This is a genomic window from Bacillus sp. EB V-12, assembly GCF_056158125.1.
The window spans coordinates 478,852-495,331 of the sequence record NZ_JBUXJL010000003.1; the positions used below are offsets into that span (position 1 = coordinate 478,852).

The window sequence follows — 16,480 nt, forward strand, 5'->3', positions numbered from 1 at the left end:
TAAATACTATTTTTTATAGAGGTGATATTCTTATTGAGAAACCTGTCACTAATCTACTATTTAGGTTCCAAAATATGCATTACTCTCGCTGACATCGTATATGTAATGATTATTACAACTCATATTTATATAGCAACTAAATCAGCTACTATTACTGCTCTTTTTCCATTATTACAAGTTATCACAAATCTAATTGCTAACATCTCTGCACCACTTATAATAAATCGTTTTCCATCTTATACGCTGTTATATACGCTCCAATGGTTGAAAACAGTCTTTTTACTATTATTAATGATTTGGTTCCCGGTCTTATCCACAAACATTATAGCTCTATTAACTTTTATTTTTGTCATTTCATTATGTAGCGGGTGGAGTGCTCCATTATTATACGGTATTCTTCCGCGCCTTACACCGAAAGAAAAATTAGTAAAAGTAAATAGTATCTTTTCCTTTTCAACACAAATTGTGCAAGCCGTTGCTTATTCATTTACGAGTATTGTCGTTCTTCTCATTGGCGCTACTTCTACAATCATGATTAATAACATTTTAATGATTTTCGGATGCATTGCATTACATTTTTCATTACGTTCCATACATACTGAAAGAATAGCAGATTCTCCCGCTTCCAAAAGTACTGTTTTATTGGAAGGTTGGAAACTCCTATTTCAAAATCCTTCTCTCCGTACCGTTACATATATGGACTTAATCGAAACTTTCGCAGGGACAATATGGATTGGCGCTATTACGATGGCATACGTTACGACTATCCTTCATAAGGGCGAAGAATGGTGGGGATATATTAATACAAGTTATTATGTTGGCACGTTAATCGGTGGTCTATTAGCATGGAAAATGAGTTCCTATATTCAAAACAATTTAATACGATCTATGTCGATTAGCTCTCTTATATTTAGCATTCTTACATTTTTATATGGTATGACAAGCAGCGGATTTATTGCTCTTTTTCTATGTGTTCTAATGGGACCATGTTATCAAATTAGAGATATTTCCCAAACGACTGTTTTACAATCAAGTGTCGCCCCTTCTTTATTATCAAAAATGTATACAGCACATGGCGCACTTCTTTCAACAGCCTCTGGACTATCTATGCTTATCATTGGCATTATTACTGATATGTTCGGTGTTCGTACAATTTATATCATCGCTTCTATTCTTATTTTATGTTCCGCTTGTTTATCTTTTAGTTTATTAAAATATCATAAGACAGAGCAGAACGATATTTCAATTTAATCACTAAAACAAAGAGGACAGGGATTCCTGTCCTCTTTGTTTATTATATTCATGATAAGTTGGGGATTTTTCTATGCTTTGTCGCTTGTTCAAAAGCATAAGCTAATTTAATTAATATCCCTTTAAAGAAATTCAATATCCTTATTTAAACACCTTTAATTTCCCGAAAAATAAAAAAAGTCTGAAACGGATTAACCTTCGCTTCAGACTCTTACATTACTGTGCGTATACTTCATCTAATAAATGTAAAAACTCACCTTGTTTTCCAGCTAATTCAGGGCATTTTGCAATATCAAGCCATTCGTAGCAAAATACTAATCCTTTATCTTCCTCACCAGCACTTACAATATGTTCCCAAGTATCCTTTACATCTGTTAGTAAAGTTACATGGAAAAAGTGGCGTTTTTCATACTCCTGTTTTTCTTTCATATGTATAATGTAATCTGCTAAAAAACGCTCTATGCATAAATGACGCAATCCGGATTCTTCCTGTACTTCACGCAATATAGCAGCTTCTAACGTTTCACCTTCATCAACCGTTCCCCCTGGCACTTGAATACCAGCTTCATGTATATCACGATGTTTAAAAACAAGTAATTGCATAACCCCCTCTTGTTCTCTTGTAATATATGCATGTACTTTTTTCTTATATAACATCGTCATTGTACGTCTCTCCCCTCAATTGTTCACTCTGTTACTTCTTCAAGTGTCAGTTGATTATCATACAAATATGTAGCTTGTGGATTTCCCACATACCTTACGTGCCATGGTTCATACCGATAGCCCGTAATCGTTTCTTTCGCTTTTGTGTATCGAACCACAAAACCAAATTTATGGGCATTTTCAGAAAGCCACTGACCTTCTTTCGTTTCCCCAAAAACTGTCTCTAACTGAAATTTAGCAGATTGAGACGTAATATCCATAGCTAGTCCAGTTTGATGCTCACTTGTGCCAGGAACCGCGCTAGACATTGCTGTTTTTGCTTCCCCGTCTTGTTTTTTATACATCGTATTTAATGCTTTTTGTCGATCAAAAGATCTAAATCCAGAAACTGCAAAAAGAAAAATACGCTCGTTGTCAGCCTGCTGAAACATATCCTCAAGCGCCCTCGCTGCCTCTTTTCTCATCTTTTTCTTTTCTTGATCACCTTCACTAGAGTAGCGCACTTTCGGAATAACTAAATCTGGCGGTCTATACCCATCTGGTAAACGCCTACTTTTATTTACAAGTACAAGCATTGAATTCGGATTATTAATTACCGCAATATCCCCATCCATATTAGCAATCGTTTCTTTCGCTTTCGGAAATATGCTATTTACACTTACTTCCCGCGCCTGCTTATCCTTATACATTTTATAATTGATTCCTGCTACTCCAATAATAATTATTGCAGCTACAATACCAAGTAGTGCCCATCTTTTTTTCATATAACGACCTCTTATTTTAATAATTTGGCCATTTCATACTCATCGATGCCCTTTCCATCGATAATAAGAGCAGCTTTTTTGACACCTTCTTTCTCAAATCCAGCTTTTTTATATAGTGCCTGAGCTCTTGTATTGTGGGCCATTACTGTTAATTCTAAACGCCATACATCATGTAATTTTGCCCACTTCTCAACCTCTTTAAACAATCTCGTCCCAATACCTCGCCCGTTATACTCTTGTAAAATACCAATTACAATGGTTGCCACATGCCTCTTTCTTTGAATGTTATTTCCATTCACTAATATAAAACCTACTATCCTCTCATCTTCAACTGCTACAAATATTGTTGCATATTCATTTTCTATAAAGCGATGGATCATTTTTTCTTGTTGCTCAGCTGTAGTTTTTCTTTCTCCTGGTTCATATAACATAAACTTCGTTTCTTCATCTAATTGCTTACTTAATTGCAAAAATGATGATGCATCTTCTATTTCGATCTCCCTAATCACTTCAATCACCCTACCAGTTTCATCATAAAAAGTTTTCCTTATAAAAAGATTTTCTCTACTTCCCTGAAAATCCCTTTGTAAATCTCCTGCTATAAATTGACAAATTTCGATATTACTATAACAACGACAAATTATGTCTATTCTGTGACGTCTCATCATTACAAAGAAAAAACGCAAGCATTACACTTACGTTTTTTCAAAAATACTGTGAATTCCTCCTCATCAGGTGAGGTCTCTCACCAATTTAAATTTCACTTTATCCATTCACTTTTTCTGCCTGCCAAAAATATTCACCAAATGCTTTAGCAAGTGCATCAATTGATCGATTCAATTCTTCCTCTGTATTATCTACACCGCCAACTTCTATTAATATCGCTTGTCCTGATAGGTCTTGATTATAGATTCCATTTCCTGTCTGGAACCCTTTTTGAATGACCCCACGGCTCACTCCTGGATATTTCTTATTAATCGCCTCATGTAAAGCTGTCGCTAATTGTAAGTTTTTTTCATAGTTTTTATTTCCTTTCCCTACTACAAATGCAAGCTTTGCATATGATTTATCTCCAATTGTTTTTGTCGTTACATTCTTTCGGGCACTATCACGATGCAAATCAAAAAAGTATTGAAGATCTTTATTTCCAGCCATAGCTTGCTGCACAATTTCTCGTGACATTTTATACGAACTATTACTGTTTAAACCTTTACTTATTAACTTTTGACCAACATCACTCTTATCGTTAGTAGCTCCAATCCCTTCACCTTCTAGTTGTTCACGGAAACGATCTCCTAATATAGAAATATTCGACACAGAACTCGTTGCTTTATTCGGATTCGGGTCATTCGTTAAGTTAAGTAAAGGTAAATAAGATTCCCAGCTATGTGTATGATAAATAAACGCAACTTGTCTCTTCCCAGTCGTTTGGGACGGCTGTTTTTTCTCTTTATTCGTATCTTGTTTAGGTGCTTGTCCAGTTCCACTAGTCCGTTCCTTCACTACTTCTTCAAGAGGAACACTCGACTCTATCGGTAAGTTAGAATAATTTGTACCCTCACCCGCAATTACAATTTCTGTATCGTACTTACCAAATCCCGGGAGCTCTTTCCCGACAAAACTGCGTACATCATTAAAGCGAATATTTGTAGCCATAGAAAAGAGAAAAGAAGAAATTGAAAAATCTTGATTCAAATTTCGATACTCCTGTGTAAAATAATGATTCTCTTTTCCAAGTACATACATGTAACCATTCATCGATAACTCATTTAACCAATTATATAAATACGTTGACTTTGTCTCTTTCATAGAGGTTACCATCAGACTAATAAGAAAAAAAGTCGCTAGCACTGTAGTAATAACAAATAAAACTAACTTACGCATATTTGTAAACTTCATAAAAAAAAAGCCCCGATTCATACTATCACCTCTCTATTTCAAGTTATGTACAAGCCCTAGAGAATAGACCGTTAAAATTTCGGCTATATTGTTAATGAGGTGAAATGAATTGAAGCTATTAATAGGAATATTACCAATCGCTCTATCATTCATTTTTTATTTGTCCGCTAAGCAACCAAAAATCTCTATTGTGCTACATATTTCTGCGTACTTGGCACTATATGCACTTGGTACAATTATTTCCATTAATATATACGATGTTTTAATACAAGATTTAGTTTTCATGACGAGCATTCATGGAATTTTACTGAATCCATTTTTCCTTATTGCAGGAGCGTATATAGGAACATACACTTTGTACCTACTTTTGTCTCACATTATTATGAAAATAAAAAATGGAGCGTAATGAAATGCAACCACCATTTATCTGTCATACATGCAAAAAAAGAATTGTGAGAAAGAAAGACCTTATTACAGCCACATGGTACTTCCGCTTTTATTTATTTCACAGTGATTGTTTTAAACGACAGCAAGTGTTCATCTCACGATTTCTCCCTGTGAATACACTTTTCAATTTCTTTCTTATTATATATGGACTTATTTTTGGCAGTATTCTTATGATTACAGAACCATCTATTATTTGGCTGACTTTCTTTTTTCCTATTTTTTATCGGTTTCTTTCTTATTATTATGTTGAACGTTTTTTCTCTACATAACGCGCAGACTGACCTCTCGGAATACTTAAACATTCCCACTCATTTTCTTTTAACATCTTCCCAATGTAAATAATCTGACCAATATGCAATGCATAATGAGAAATTTGCCTTTCAATTGCTTGCATGACAGTATGTGCTTCACCGCGAATGTATACCGTCTTCAATAAGTGTTCCGGCGTTAAAGTATTCATCGTATTAAAAACATATTTCCATCCTTCTTGCCAAGCTATAAGGGTTTCTTCTTTTGAATGATAGCATCCTTCAAATTCACCATCTCGATTACGATCTGTTTTTTCACCATCAGACGTTAAAAAATCCGTCCATCTAGAACGCATATTACCGTGCAGATGCTTAATAATAATCTCTATACTATTTGTTTCTTCATGAGAAAACCATTGTATTTGTTCATATGATAATTGAGAAAGTGCCCGTTCCCCTTGTTTCTTTGTTGCTTTAAAGTTCGAAATCGCACATTGCAAATATTCTCGTCCGATATCCATATTAGCCCCTACCTTCACCCTAGCTAATTTTTGTTCCATTTGGCAATTCCATATTAGGCTGAAGTAACACAACATCATCAGCTTCAGGAACACCACCAAGCACAAGCACTTCTGATTTGAATCCAGCTACACGCTTTGGTGGAAAGTTTACAACAGCAACGATTTGTTGACCGATTAAATCTTCTGGAATATACCTTTTCGTAATTTGAGCACTTGACTGCTTTATCCCGATTTCTCCAAAATCTATTGCTAGTTTAATCGCTGGTACTCTCGCTTCTTTAAATTCCTCTGCATGTATTACAGTTCCAATTCTCAAATCCAAATTTAAAAAATCTTCAAAATTAGCCATTTATCATTCCCCCCAATTATTACTTAGACAAAATACAAAAATCCCCTTCAAAAAAAGAAAGGTGCCTAAGCACCTTTCTTTTGTAATTCACTTGATTCATTTGATTTATAGAAGAAGAAACCGAGAATCCCGCCAATACATGATGGAATTAACCATCCGATTCCTTCGTTATATAACGGTAACATTTGTAGTACATTAGAAATCGCGTCAATTTTAATTTTCGCACTTTCTAAACCGTTAAAGAAACTAATTAACAATGCACCTAAAATAGCTCCAATATAAATTGTATTACGCTTCCCAATCCACTTATGGAAATACGAAAGTACGATTAATACAATTGCAACTGGATAAATGATCATTAACACAGGTAATGTTACTGCGATTAATTGTGTTAAACCTAGGTTAGATACAATTAAACTAAATACACATACCATTGTTACAATCGTTTTATGCGAAAGTTTTGGGAATAAGTTTGTAAAGAAACCTGCACACGCAGATGTTAACCCAACAGAAGTTGTTAAACAAGCGAGTATAATAACAAGCCCTAATAAAATTTTACCACTCGTCCCATATAGCTCATTTACAACATTCGTTAAAATAAGGCCACCGTTTTCTGAGATACCAAGTGATGTACTTGTTGAACCAAGATAAGCAAGTGATAAATAAATTAACGTTAAACCAAGTACAGCAATAATACCTGATACTACTGTTATTTTTGCAATTTGACTACTCTCTTTTATCCCTTTAGAGCGGATAACTTGTACAACGACAATTCCGAATACAAGCGCGCTAATTGCATCCATCGTTAAATATCCTTGAATAAATCCACCAAAGAAAGCATTTTCTTTGTAAGCAGCTAACGGCGCAGCTGGCTCTCCAATTGGATCAATAATTGCCTTTCCGACAATAACAGCGACAATTAATACTAATAATGGTGTAAGAAACTTTCCGAACCAATCCACTAATTTAGATGGATTTAATGATAAATACCACGTTATTCCGAAGAAAACTATCGTGAAAAGAAATAGCATGTACCACTCTGAAACCATTGCCTCTGATAAAAACGGCTTCATACCCATTTCAAACGAAACAGCTCCAGTACGAGGAATCGCGAAAAATGGTCCAATTGCTAAATAACTAATCAATGGGAAAATAAACGCAAATATAGGGTGGACTCTAGAAGATAGCGCTTTCAAGTCCCCCTCTACAAACGCGACAGCTGTTACAGCTAGTAGGGGTAATCCGACTCCCGTTACAAGGAATCCTATTGTAGCAATCCAAACATTCTCTCCTGCTTGTTGACCTAAAACTGGCGGAAAAATTAAATTTCCTGCTCCTAAAAATAATGCAAATAGCATTAAACCAATTGCTACCGTATCACCTGGCCTTAAACGTCCCTTCATGCTCTTCATTTGCATAGCACTTTTTCATTGTTTATCTCTATATTTTACAATATGCTATGCATCCTCCTCTCTGCTCAAGATGATAAAATATGCCCCTTACAAAGCAGTGTCTTTCTCCATAATTTCTCCATTCCCCTTATTTTTACTCTAATCATTAATACAATTATTATTTTGAATTTTGATTTTTTTGAATTTTCAAATCATTAGAGTGTTATTACGTGGAGTGTAGATGTCAGACCTCTTTGTTTTTATCACACATATAGTAACATATTTAGTTGCAAAATAAAAACATATTTTCAAATTGATTTTTTTGAAAATCGAAATTATCTACATTTTTTATTCTCTTACACAAATATTGTTACAATCTCACCTATTATTCAATTGTTATTTTCAAATAACTTTATACACGTAACATACAAAAGCCATCTAATAATATAATTAGATGGCTTTTGTATGTTACTCTATCGTTTCAACTTCACGTGGATTTTTCATCTCTTCCACATACACAACTCTAAATCCGTGATCTTCTAAATCTTTCAATAATGTCTCTAATTCACCGTCGTTAAACTCTTCTCCTAATGTAAACATAATTCTACGAACTAATAAGGCATCATTATCAAAAGTCATCAAACTTTGAATACCAGTGTATTTCTTTAAAACTGTCGATAATTTTTGGATTGCTCCATTATAGTCTTGCGTTCCAATCATGACAGAGTATTTACTAGAGTGAACGCCCCATGCATCCTCTAATAACTCAAAAACTTTTTTATGCGTTAAAATTCCAAGGAAAACCCCTTTTTCATCAACTACTGATAAATAAGGCAATTTTTTTATTGTAAAAAATACTTTAAAGAAAGATGAATCTTCTCTCACAAATCCTTCTTTATCGTTTAATAATTGTATTACACTCTCATCAAGTGATCCTTTATATTCTAAAATATCTACTTTATATATATTCCCTAAAAATTTCTCTTTTTTTTCATCTAAAACTGGTACACAACGATACCCCGTTTTATTTAAATGCTCTAACGCTTCCCCAATCGTAATCGAACTTGAGCACAGTAAAACTTCCCTTTTCGGCACGTAATTCCCTTTAATCCTCATAAAAAGCCTCCTTATGTTAAAATACTTTCTGTGCCATAACTATATTATATTTTCAGAAAAAAATAAATAATTTATTTTATTTTTCTGAAAATTATTCATTTTCTTGTCATAATTTATTCATGAATCCTTCACTTGTATATTTTTGCTATCAAATCTTCTCTCTGAATTACTAAATGAAAAATATATTGTAACTTCTTTCAAAAAAAGCTAAAATAAGAATAAGAATTTTCTGAATATTCTAAGAGTAGGTGGTTATATGTCCTTATTACGCTCACATATATGTAAATTTATAATTGGTGTTATTTTTATTTTTGCCATAAGTCCTATTCCAGCTCTTTTTATTACACACAATTACTCTTATCAAAATGGATTTATTAGCATTTTTCAAAACTTCGCACAGCTTTCTTCTATATCAATTCCAAAGGTTGATTGGATGCATGAATCTATCTTTTTCTCAGCAAACCAAATGATACATACTTCTAATCATTCAACACCATTATTCCCTTACATATGGGAAATATATTTTATATCGATTGTTCGTTTTACTTTTACCCTTGCGATCGGATTTTTCATAAGTTTGGGTATCGGCCATTTATTTTTCAAAGTACCTAACTCGTTTAAAAAGTTTACTACTGTATTGAAATGGATACCTTACTCTTTTTGCACTGTAGTATTACAATGTTCAGTCTTATTACTACTTCTATACATCGCACAATTTATAAACCTTCCTTACTACTCATCATTTATCATCGTATGTAGTACTTCCATGATTATCGTTATGCAAGCAGTAAAAAAATGGATTCCTTTCTTAAAAAACACAAATGAATATGAAATAAAACATGATTCTTTTCTTGTAGACACATTGTTTTTAGCGCTTACTTCAAATCATAAATCAATTTTAGGTTCCATTATTCTTTCATTCGTTTTTATGGAATGCGTTTTTCATGCAAATGGACTGTTACAATTTATCGTTCAATTTGGCGGAAATTCACCTATAATTGTTACAATCGGCTTATTACTACTCTATATCCCATATAGCATACTTTCTTTCCTTCAAACACTATGGACCACAAACTACTCCAAGCAACAGTCATACACTTTAACGAGAAGTGTTCCAAAACCTTAATTTAAAATAACCCTCTATAATCTAAAAGTAGGGGGTTATTCCTTTTGTATAGCGGACAAAATAACAGCAAATTCAAAAACTATTACAGAAACATACCAATATTTACCCTTTTCCTTTGACTATTCTTTTCATTTGGATTTATTATAAAAGTATAACATAATTGCAGGAGGTGACATCTTTATTCCAGACCTTGGAATGGAGAACACGCTTGGACATATTAAATATTTTTCTCATCTTTGTACTTATTCTTATTTCTGGCTTTTTCGTTGCATCAGAATTCGCTGTTGTAAAAGTACGAAAAAGTCGAATTGACCAACTTGCAAATGAAGGTAATAAACAAGCTTTAGCTGCAAGAAGCGTCCTATCTAATTTAGATGTTTATTTATCAGCTTGTCAGCTCGGAATTACAATCACTTCTTTAGGGCTTGGTTGGCTTGGTGAACCGACTGTGGAACATATACTACGACCGCTCTTTGAAAAAATTAATATTACTGGAACAATGGCTAACACTTTATCTTTTGTTATTGCTTTTAGTGTTATTACATTTTTCCACGTTGTATTAGGTGAATTAGTTCCAAAGTCTTTCGCAATTCAAAAAGCAGAAGCAATCACACTCAAATTTGCAAGACCGCTTATTTTATTTGATAAAATTATGTATCCATTCATTTGGCTACTCAATAGTACAGCTATATTTTTCACAAAACTACTCGGATTAGAACCTGCGAAGGAAAGTGAACTTGCTCATTCTGAAGAGGAATTGCGACTCATTTTAGGTGAAAGTTTTAAAAGCGGTGAAATAAACCAAACCGAATATAAATATGTAAATAACATTTTTGAATTTGATGATCGAGTTGCGAAAGAAATTATGGTTCCTCGTACCGAAATGATTTGCTTGTCTACTGAAAATACGTTAGAAGAAAATATGGATATCGTCGCTACTGAAAAATATACACGCTATCCAATCATTGAAAAAGATAAAGATGATATCATTGGGATGATCAATACGAAAGAAGTATTCCATGATCAAACGAAAGGTATTTATAAACCACTTGAATCTTATATACATCCTGTTCTAACTGTATTTGAAACAGTTCCAATTCGTAAAACGTTAGTCCACCTTCAAAAGAATCGCGTTCAGATGGCAATCGTTATGGATGAATATGGTGGTACTGCCGGACTTTTAACGATGGAAGATATTCTTGAAGAAATCATTGGAGAAATTCAAGATGAATTCGATGCTGATGAATCACCTATGATTGAAAAGCGTACACCTAAGCTTACTGTTTTAGATGGAAAGGTGCTTATTTCTGAAGTAAATGATATGTTTGGCCTACATATTGATGATAGTGATTTAGATACAATCGGAGGATGGCTTCTCTCTCAAGCAGTTGACTTAAATATTGAAGCTGGCTATTCCATTGAATACGCTGGTTTTCAATTTAAAGTATTAGAACTTGATGGACATCAAGTCAAAAAAGTTGCTGTACATAAACTAGATATTAAAAAGGAGCTATAAAGTGACTGTTTTATTAACAATTTGTATCATTGCCTGTTTCGTTGTTTCATTTCTCGCCTTTATTTATCCAATTATCCCTGGCATACTAGCTGTCTGGGCTGGATATTTGATTTACCATTTCGGTATAAATGGAGGCGAATTAACAACTTCTTTTTGGATTATTCAAGTCATTTTCACTCTTTTCATTTTCGTTGCTGATTTTATTGCAAATGGATATTTCTTAAAAAAATACGGTAGTTCTAAATGGGGCGAACGTGTCGGAATGATTTCTATCATTGTGGGCTCGTTCTTCTTCCCACCATTCGGACTTATTATCATACCGTTCTTATCAGTATTTATAACAGAACTAGTACATAAAAAATCGCCAAAAGATGCTTTTCTAGTTGGAGTCGCTACTGTAGTTGGTTTTTTAAGCAGTACAGTAGCGAAAGCAATTCTCCAAATCATTATGATTATCATCTTCTTGTGTTATATCATCTTTTAACCATCCCGACTTCGGGATGGTTTTTTAATATGCAATACCTACTCGACTATTTTCATATATATTTTTCTTACATAGATCCCATGTAAAGTGTGCTGTATCACCCACTGTAATTTTTGATCCACCCTCTGGCAATATATCTTTTTCAGTTCGATATACCTCTGTCGCCTCACCATCTATTAAATGTGTCGGACAAACAACTGTCCAACATAAATTATTACTATTACTTAGTACCTTATATGCAGCCAAATGATCTTCCGCTGCCGTTGTCGTTTTCCGTTTTGATTCCGTTGATTGAAAACGATATAAATTTAGATCTGTTCTTGCTTGTAAAATACCAGCTGTTCCTATTGTTATGATCCTACGAACCCCATCTTCTTCCATTTCCTTTATAATTTGTGGCATACTCTTCGCTAATGTTCCATTTTGATCCGTTCCAAGTGCACTAATTACTATATCACTTCCTTCTATCGCTTTCTTTATATCATTTTCGTTCAATACATTCCCTTCTATCACTCTTAACCTTTCATGTTGTATTTCTATTCTATTTAAATCACGCGCTAATGCAGTCACTTCAGCTGAATCCTTTAATGCTAAATTAATTATGTTTGAACCTACTCGTCCTGTTGCTCCCAATATACATACTTTCATTTGTTTTCCCCCTCTTTCATTCTCTTTCTATTTTTCAATAATCTCAGTCAATTTACAACAAAAAAACTTCCTCATATATAAGAGGAAGCTTTATTATTACTTTATTTCTTTTCTTTAGAATCAGTAGACTTCTCGGTTCCGCTTGTTTCTTTATCCTTTTTGTCCTCTTGTTGTGTTGTTGTGTCGTCTTCTTTCTTCTTGTCCTCACCTTTACTACAACCTACCATTAATAAAGAACTTGCAAGTGCCATAGCAGTTAATGATTTAACCCATTTGTTCATTTGCGTTTCCTCCTTGTGATAGAATATGTACAACCTCATATTACTCTCTATTTTTAAAGGAGAGATTGAAAAACAGTAAATATACGGTAAATTTTTGTAAATTTTCCGATAACAAAACCTAATTTTAATTTATATATTTCATTTCCAATCGATACACAATAAAACTAGTTTTTTCTCTCAATAGACGTAAAAAAACTAAGGCGCATACCATTTCGCCTTAGTTTCTCATGCAAACTTTTCATTTTCATATAGATGTGTAATCTTATATTCCTTCTTCATAACATATTGCCACACACTATAAGCGTAACGGTTCATTTTCAGGAAACAATTTTCCAAAAATGAGCGAAACTCTGGGTTAGCAACTTCCACTGCAACTTGAGCAAACTTTAAAGCTAATCGTTTCAAATGCGCAATATAACTGGTTGCAATATGAATATCCCCTGTATATTTACTAACTGTTTCCTTTCCCATTTCATGCAAATCAAACTCCATTGTTTCACAGGTTATATGCTGCACATTCTCTCCTTCTTGAAAATTTACTTGTTCATTATATGCTTGTAACATATATGGTAAATGGTGCTGTAATAGATTTTTTAATTCTTCGTCTCTGACCTTTCCAGCATACTCTCCAACCTTGTATATTAGCATATAACTATATTTCATTAATTCTTTCATACAGTCCATTAAAGCGCCTCCCTTCTCTTTTTTTTGTCCATATACTATAAATATGATGCTAAAACATTCGCTATTCTCGCTAAAAACCAATCCCATCTACTAATTTTCTCAAAATCTTCTTCAGAAAATCGTTTTGATTTATGAAAGTCTACCTGTAATCGACTCCATACTTCATCAACAACTGTTTTATCATATATGATACAGTTAGACTCACAATTTAAATAAAAACTTCTATTATCAAAATTCGCTGTCCCAATATCAACAATTTCTCCATCAATAATTGTTACTTTCCCATGAAAAAATCCATTTCGATATTGATAAATCTCCGCTCCAGCATGTAACATATCTTTCAAATATGGATAGGCAGCTTGTTTTAACAATATGGCATCACTTTTAAATGGCACGAGAATTTTCACATTAACACCACGATTTAATGCAGCTTTTAACTCTTTCACCATTTCTTTACTTGGTACAAAATATGGTGTAGCGATAATTAAAGACTTTTTAGCCTTTTTTAAAAGTGCCCCATACTTTTCCCATAAGCCTTTTCCATTTGAAAATAAATATTGATATTTCACATTCCCTAATGTAGGTATACTTTCATGTATAGGCATTTTTTCTCCTGTATCTTCTTTCCAATCTTCGGCGAACTTTCTTTCCATATCCGCTGCACCCTCACCATGGATGCGCACGTGATAATCACGCCATGGCCCAAACTTTGGATTTTGTCCAAGGTACTCCTTTCCGATATTAAAACCACCGACGTATGATACCTTTCCATCTATCGTAACAATACGTCTATGATTCCGTTGATGCAAAGAATAGAACACATTTTTCAGTTTCGGTTTTTTACTAAATGTAAACTTCACACCGTTTTCCTTTAATCGGCTAATTACCTTTTTCTTCAGCTTATATCCACCTATCCGATCGACTGACAATTTCACTTCTACTCCGCTAGATGCTTTTTTCTCTAATAACTGTAAAAACTCTTGGCTTATTTCATCTTTTCCTACAATATAAAAATGGATATATATATACTTTTCTGCATCGTTTATATCCTCAAATAATTTTCTATATAACTCTTCACCGTTCGTATATAATTGAAATTCACCTAATCGAACTTGTCCTAATTCATATTCACTAGCCATTTCCTTCCCCATTTCCACATCGATGTTCATCCAAATGAATACACCTATTAAACAAAGGATTATAGCGAAAAAGTGCTTCATGGATAAATTCCTTTCTCCACTTACTGTTATTTCTATATCTTCCCTTTTTTATTACATTATCATTCAAGAAAATATGTCATTGCATGATATATGTCCATATCAAACAATAGCTCATTTGCATATTGTATGTTGTATCTTAAAATAAAAGGAGGAAATAACAATGGGCTTCGCACATGGTAATGGATTTGCGCTATTAGTCGTATTATTTATCCTCTTAATCATCGTCGGTGCTGCTTGCTTCTGCTAAGTAGCTACTGTCATATGATATGTGGATGAAAAAACTATAAAAGCGGACACCTATTTTTAGGTGTCCGCTTTTCATTTTAAAACCATTTCCGCCTACTATAGTAACTTAAATGGCTAAATATTCATCTCAAAAGGTTAACAATGTGGCTACTTTCTTACTCTCTGCCTTACGTATATGACGCTGTTCTGCACGTAACACAGCAATACGATGTAATTCTTTCTCTTCTTCTGTTTCAGGGATAACACGCGGTACAGGAACTGGATTATTTTCCTTACTAAGTGCTACAAAAGTAACGAATGACGTTGCCGCTATACGCTTCTCACCTGAAATTAAATCTTCAGCCACTACCTTCACAAACACTTCCATCGAAGTTCTTCCCGTCCAAATTACGAAAGATTCATAACTAACACAATCTGAAGAACGAACAGGATGTAAGAAATCGACCCAGTCCATAGATGCTGTGACACATTCCTTTCTCGAATGTCTGGATGCTGAAATAGAAGCAACCATATCCATCTCCGCTAATATCTTCCCACCAAATAGCGTGTTATGATCATTTAAATCTGTTGGGAATACTCGGCTCGTTTTGAACACCCTTGACTCATTGGCTGTTTTCCCCTTTACTTCTGTCATTGTTATCACCCCTTTAATGATTTATCCCTAATATTTCAATAATCACTATACTAAATGAACTACACGTTTAATATTAACAACATTCAGAACTTTTAGTCCACAAAAAAGAACCGATTTTATCAATCGGCTCCTCTAAATACATATTGTTCTTTCGGCTGTTCAACTTTATTCCATTTTGTTACTTCTAATACAGGAATATTCGCATGAAACGGCTGATAAAACTCAGTAGTTATCTCTCCTTCTACTTGAATCCAGTCATCATTATTCCACTCTACGCCTTCTGGCTTTTTCACTAACATACCATACACACCAGAATCTGCTACGCAATGTATAATACCGAAACGGAATAAGAAGTATTGTTCTTTTTTAGAAGAATCATCCCTAAAAACAAACCCTTTAAAAGATAATTTTTTCCCAGTAAACTCGCCAGGATAATTATAAATTGTTTCCATACCCTTTAGGAAGTCTTCATCTTTCAAATTAATATTGTCTTTCGTAACAAACTCTTTCTTCCCTTTTTCCATTACACCACGGTATCCTTCTTTCCCGTAATAAATGCTCGTATCAGGTCTTAGAAATTGTCTTGTCATAAATGGATCCTTACTTTCTGCTTGTGCAACAGGAAAGTGAAATCCTTTCGCTTTAACAATATCCGAATCTAACGTCGCAATTGGGAAAAATAACCCTGAGATAATTGGAAAACAAAACAAGGAGTACGAAAATGCTTTTTTCCACCATGTATTCTCATCTTTTGAATGATCATGCCCGCAATGGCTATGGTCACAACTGCAATCATTTTTCTCTTTTTCCTTTTGGTGCTCTTTTTGGAAAACGACGATAATTTGTATAATCGTTAAGAAACCTAAAATAATTGCTGCTGTTGTTGATAAATAGGCATACTTCATATTGATATACTTCGTAATGTTACCGGAAATATGAAGCTGCGCAATTAATATTGTAAAACCTAATAATATATATGCTCGAAACATAAC

At 33.8% G+C, this 16,480-nt stretch carries 21 protein-coding genes; 7 read left to right on the top strand and 14 right to left on the bottom strand.

Annotated features, from left to right (window positions below; all coding sequences use genetic code 11):
- Positions 1–33 precede the first annotated feature (33 nt).
- Positions 34–1,251, top strand: a complete 1,218-nt coding sequence (locus ACZDYH_RS13985; protein ID WP_113304843.1) for an MFS transporter — start codon at positions 34–36, stop codon at positions 1,249–1,251.
- A gap of 216 nt (positions 1,252–1,467) precedes the next feature.
- Here the strand turns inward: ACZDYH_RS13985 and ACZDYH_RS13990 are convergent, their stop codons facing one another.
- From ACZDYH_RS13990 to spoIIP, 4 genes are all read right to left on the bottom strand, one after another.
- On the bottom strand, positions 1,468–1,914 hold the full coding sequence (locus ACZDYH_RS13990; protein WP_474886416.1) for an NUDIX hydrolase: 447 nt from the start codon (positions 1,912–1,914) through the stop codon (positions 1,468–1,470).
- 23 nt (positions 1,915–1,937) lie between these two features.
- Positions 1,938–2,678, bottom strand: coding sequence for a M15 family metallopeptidase (locus ACZDYH_RS13995; RefSeq protein WP_000747647.1), 741 nt, complete (start codon positions 2,676–2,678; stop codon positions 1,938–1,940).
- Between the two features lie 11 nt (positions 2,679–2,689).
- On the bottom strand, positions 2,690–3,187 hold the full coding sequence (locus ACZDYH_RS14000) for a GNAT family N-acetyltransferase (protein ID WP_000617576.1): 498 nt from the start codon (positions 3,185–3,187) through the stop codon (positions 2,690–2,692).
- A gap of 256 nt (positions 3,188–3,443) precedes the next feature.
- Positions 3,444–4,598: a stage II sporulation protein P gene (gene spoIIP / locus ACZDYH_RS14005; protein WP_001079278.1), complete on the bottom strand. Its 1,155-nt coding sequence runs from the start codon at positions 4,596–4,598 to the stop codon at positions 3,444–3,446.
- Between the two features lie 88 nt (positions 4,599–4,686).
- On the opposite strand from spoIIP, the gene ACZDYH_RS14010 reads away from it, so the two are divergent.
- Both ACZDYH_RS14010 and ACZDYH_RS14015 read left to right on the top strand, forming a co-directional pair.
- Positions 4,687–4,983, top strand: a complete 297-nt coding sequence (locus ACZDYH_RS14010; protein WP_048535520.1) for a hypothetical protein — start codon at positions 4,687–4,689, stop codon at positions 4,981–4,983.
- A gap of 4 nt (positions 4,984–4,987) precedes the next feature.
- Entirely contained in the window at positions 4,988–5,293 is a 306-nt protein-coding gene (locus ACZDYH_RS14015; RefSeq protein WP_002164560.1) for a hypothetical protein, read from the top strand.
- Here ACZDYH_RS14015 and ACZDYH_RS14020 read toward each other — a convergent pair.
- The 4 genes from ACZDYH_RS14020 to cbpA form a co-directional block, all read right to left on the bottom strand.
- On the bottom strand, positions 5,266–5,832 hold the full coding sequence (locus tag ACZDYH_RS14020) for a DUF1572 domain-containing protein (RefSeq protein ID WP_474886419.1): 567 nt from the start codon (positions 5,830–5,832) through the stop codon (positions 5,266–5,268). The two genes, ACZDYH_RS14015 and ACZDYH_RS14020, sit on opposite strands and share 28 nt — an antisense overlap.
- Positions 5,813–6,142, bottom strand: coding sequence for a chaperone CsaA (csaA, locus tag ACZDYH_RS14025; RefSeq protein ID WP_001263013.1), 330 nt, complete (start codon positions 6,140–6,142; stop codon positions 5,813–5,815). The genes ACZDYH_RS14020 and csaA overlap by 20 nt, the downstream gene beginning before the upstream one ends.
- Before the next feature lie 65 nt (positions 6,143–6,207).
- Positions 6,208–7,545 (bottom strand): branched-chain amino acid transport system II carrier protein BrnQ4, encoded by a 1,338-nt coding sequence (gene brnQ4 / locus ACZDYH_RS14030; protein WP_011110049.1) that lies wholly within the window; start codon positions 7,543–7,545, stop codon positions 6,208–6,210.
- Between the two features lie 456 nt (positions 7,546–8,001).
- Positions 8,002–8,649, bottom strand: coding sequence for a cyclic di-AMP binding protein CbpA (gene cbpA, locus ACZDYH_RS14035; protein WP_001220526.1), 648 nt, complete (start codon positions 8,647–8,649; stop codon positions 8,002–8,004).
- A gap of 256 nt (positions 8,650–8,905) precedes the next feature.
- On the opposite strand from cbpA, the gene ACZDYH_RS14040 reads away from it, so the two are divergent.
- The 3 genes from ACZDYH_RS14040 to ACZDYH_RS14050 all read left to right on the top strand — a co-directional run bounded on the left by ACZDYH_RS14040 (position 8,906) and on the right by ACZDYH_RS14050 (position 11,775).
- A complete protein-coding gene (locus ACZDYH_RS14040; protein ID WP_000055265.1) occupies positions 8,906–9,775 on the top strand; it encodes a hypothetical protein in 870 nt (289 codons plus the stop codon).
- 208 nt (positions 9,776–9,983) lie between these two features.
- A complete protein-coding gene (locus ACZDYH_RS14045) occupies positions 9,984–11,291 on the top strand; it encodes a hemolysin family protein (RefSeq protein WP_000353738.1) in 1,308 nt (435 codons plus the stop codon).
- 1 nt (position 11,292) lies between these two features.
- Entirely contained in the window at positions 11,293–11,775 is a 483-nt protein-coding gene (locus tag ACZDYH_RS14050) for a DUF456 domain-containing protein (protein ID WP_000217339.1), read from the top strand.
- Between the two features lie 24 nt (positions 11,776–11,799).
- On the opposite strand, the gene ACZDYH_RS14055 is transcribed toward ACZDYH_RS14050, so the two are convergent.
- The 4 genes from ACZDYH_RS14055 to cls form a co-directional block, all read right to left on the bottom strand.
- Complete coding sequence (locus ACZDYH_RS14055; RefSeq protein WP_049107633.1) at positions 11,800–12,423, bottom strand: NAD(P)-dependent oxidoreductase; 624 nt, start codon at positions 12,421–12,423, stop codon at positions 11,800–11,802.
- Between the two features lie 101 nt (positions 12,424–12,524).
- Complete coding sequence (locus ACZDYH_RS14060; RefSeq protein WP_001045960.1) at positions 12,525–12,704, bottom strand: hypothetical protein; 180 nt, start codon at positions 12,702–12,704, stop codon at positions 12,525–12,527.
- Between the two features lie 225 nt (positions 12,705–12,929).
- A complete protein-coding gene (locus tag ACZDYH_RS14065; protein WP_000340527.1) occupies positions 12,930–13,388 on the bottom strand; it encodes a spore coat protein in 459 nt (152 codons plus the stop codon).
- Between the two features lie 35 nt (positions 13,389–13,423).
- Positions 13,424–14,608: a cardiolipin synthase gene (gene cls / locus ACZDYH_RS14070; RefSeq protein ID WP_002023919.1), complete on the bottom strand. Its 1,185-nt coding sequence runs from the start codon at positions 14,606–14,608 to the stop codon at positions 13,424–13,426.
- 160 nt (positions 14,609–14,768) lie between these two features.
- On the opposite strand from cls, the gene ACZDYH_RS14075 reads away from it, so the two are divergent.
- Complete coding sequence (locus ACZDYH_RS14075; RefSeq protein ID WP_000505094.1) at positions 14,769–14,855, top strand: YjcZ family sporulation protein; 87 nt, start codon at positions 14,769–14,771, stop codon at positions 14,853–14,855.
- 126 nt (positions 14,856–14,981) lie between these two features.
- Here the strand turns inward: ACZDYH_RS14075 and ACZDYH_RS14080 are convergent, their stop codons facing one another.
- Together ACZDYH_RS14080 and ACZDYH_RS14085 are read right to left on the bottom strand one after the other, a co-directional pair.
- On the bottom strand, positions 14,982–15,488 hold the full coding sequence (locus ACZDYH_RS14080) for an acyl-CoA thioesterase (RefSeq protein ID WP_000141164.1): 507 nt from the start codon (positions 15,486–15,488) through the stop codon (positions 14,982–14,984).
- Between the two features lie 119 nt (positions 15,489–15,607).
- Positions 15,608–16,477, bottom strand: coding sequence for a TIGR03943 family putative permease subunit (locus ACZDYH_RS14085; RefSeq protein ID WP_000488043.1), 870 nt, complete (start codon positions 16,475–16,477; stop codon positions 15,608–15,610).
- Positions 16,478–16,480: the final 3 nt, after the last annotated feature.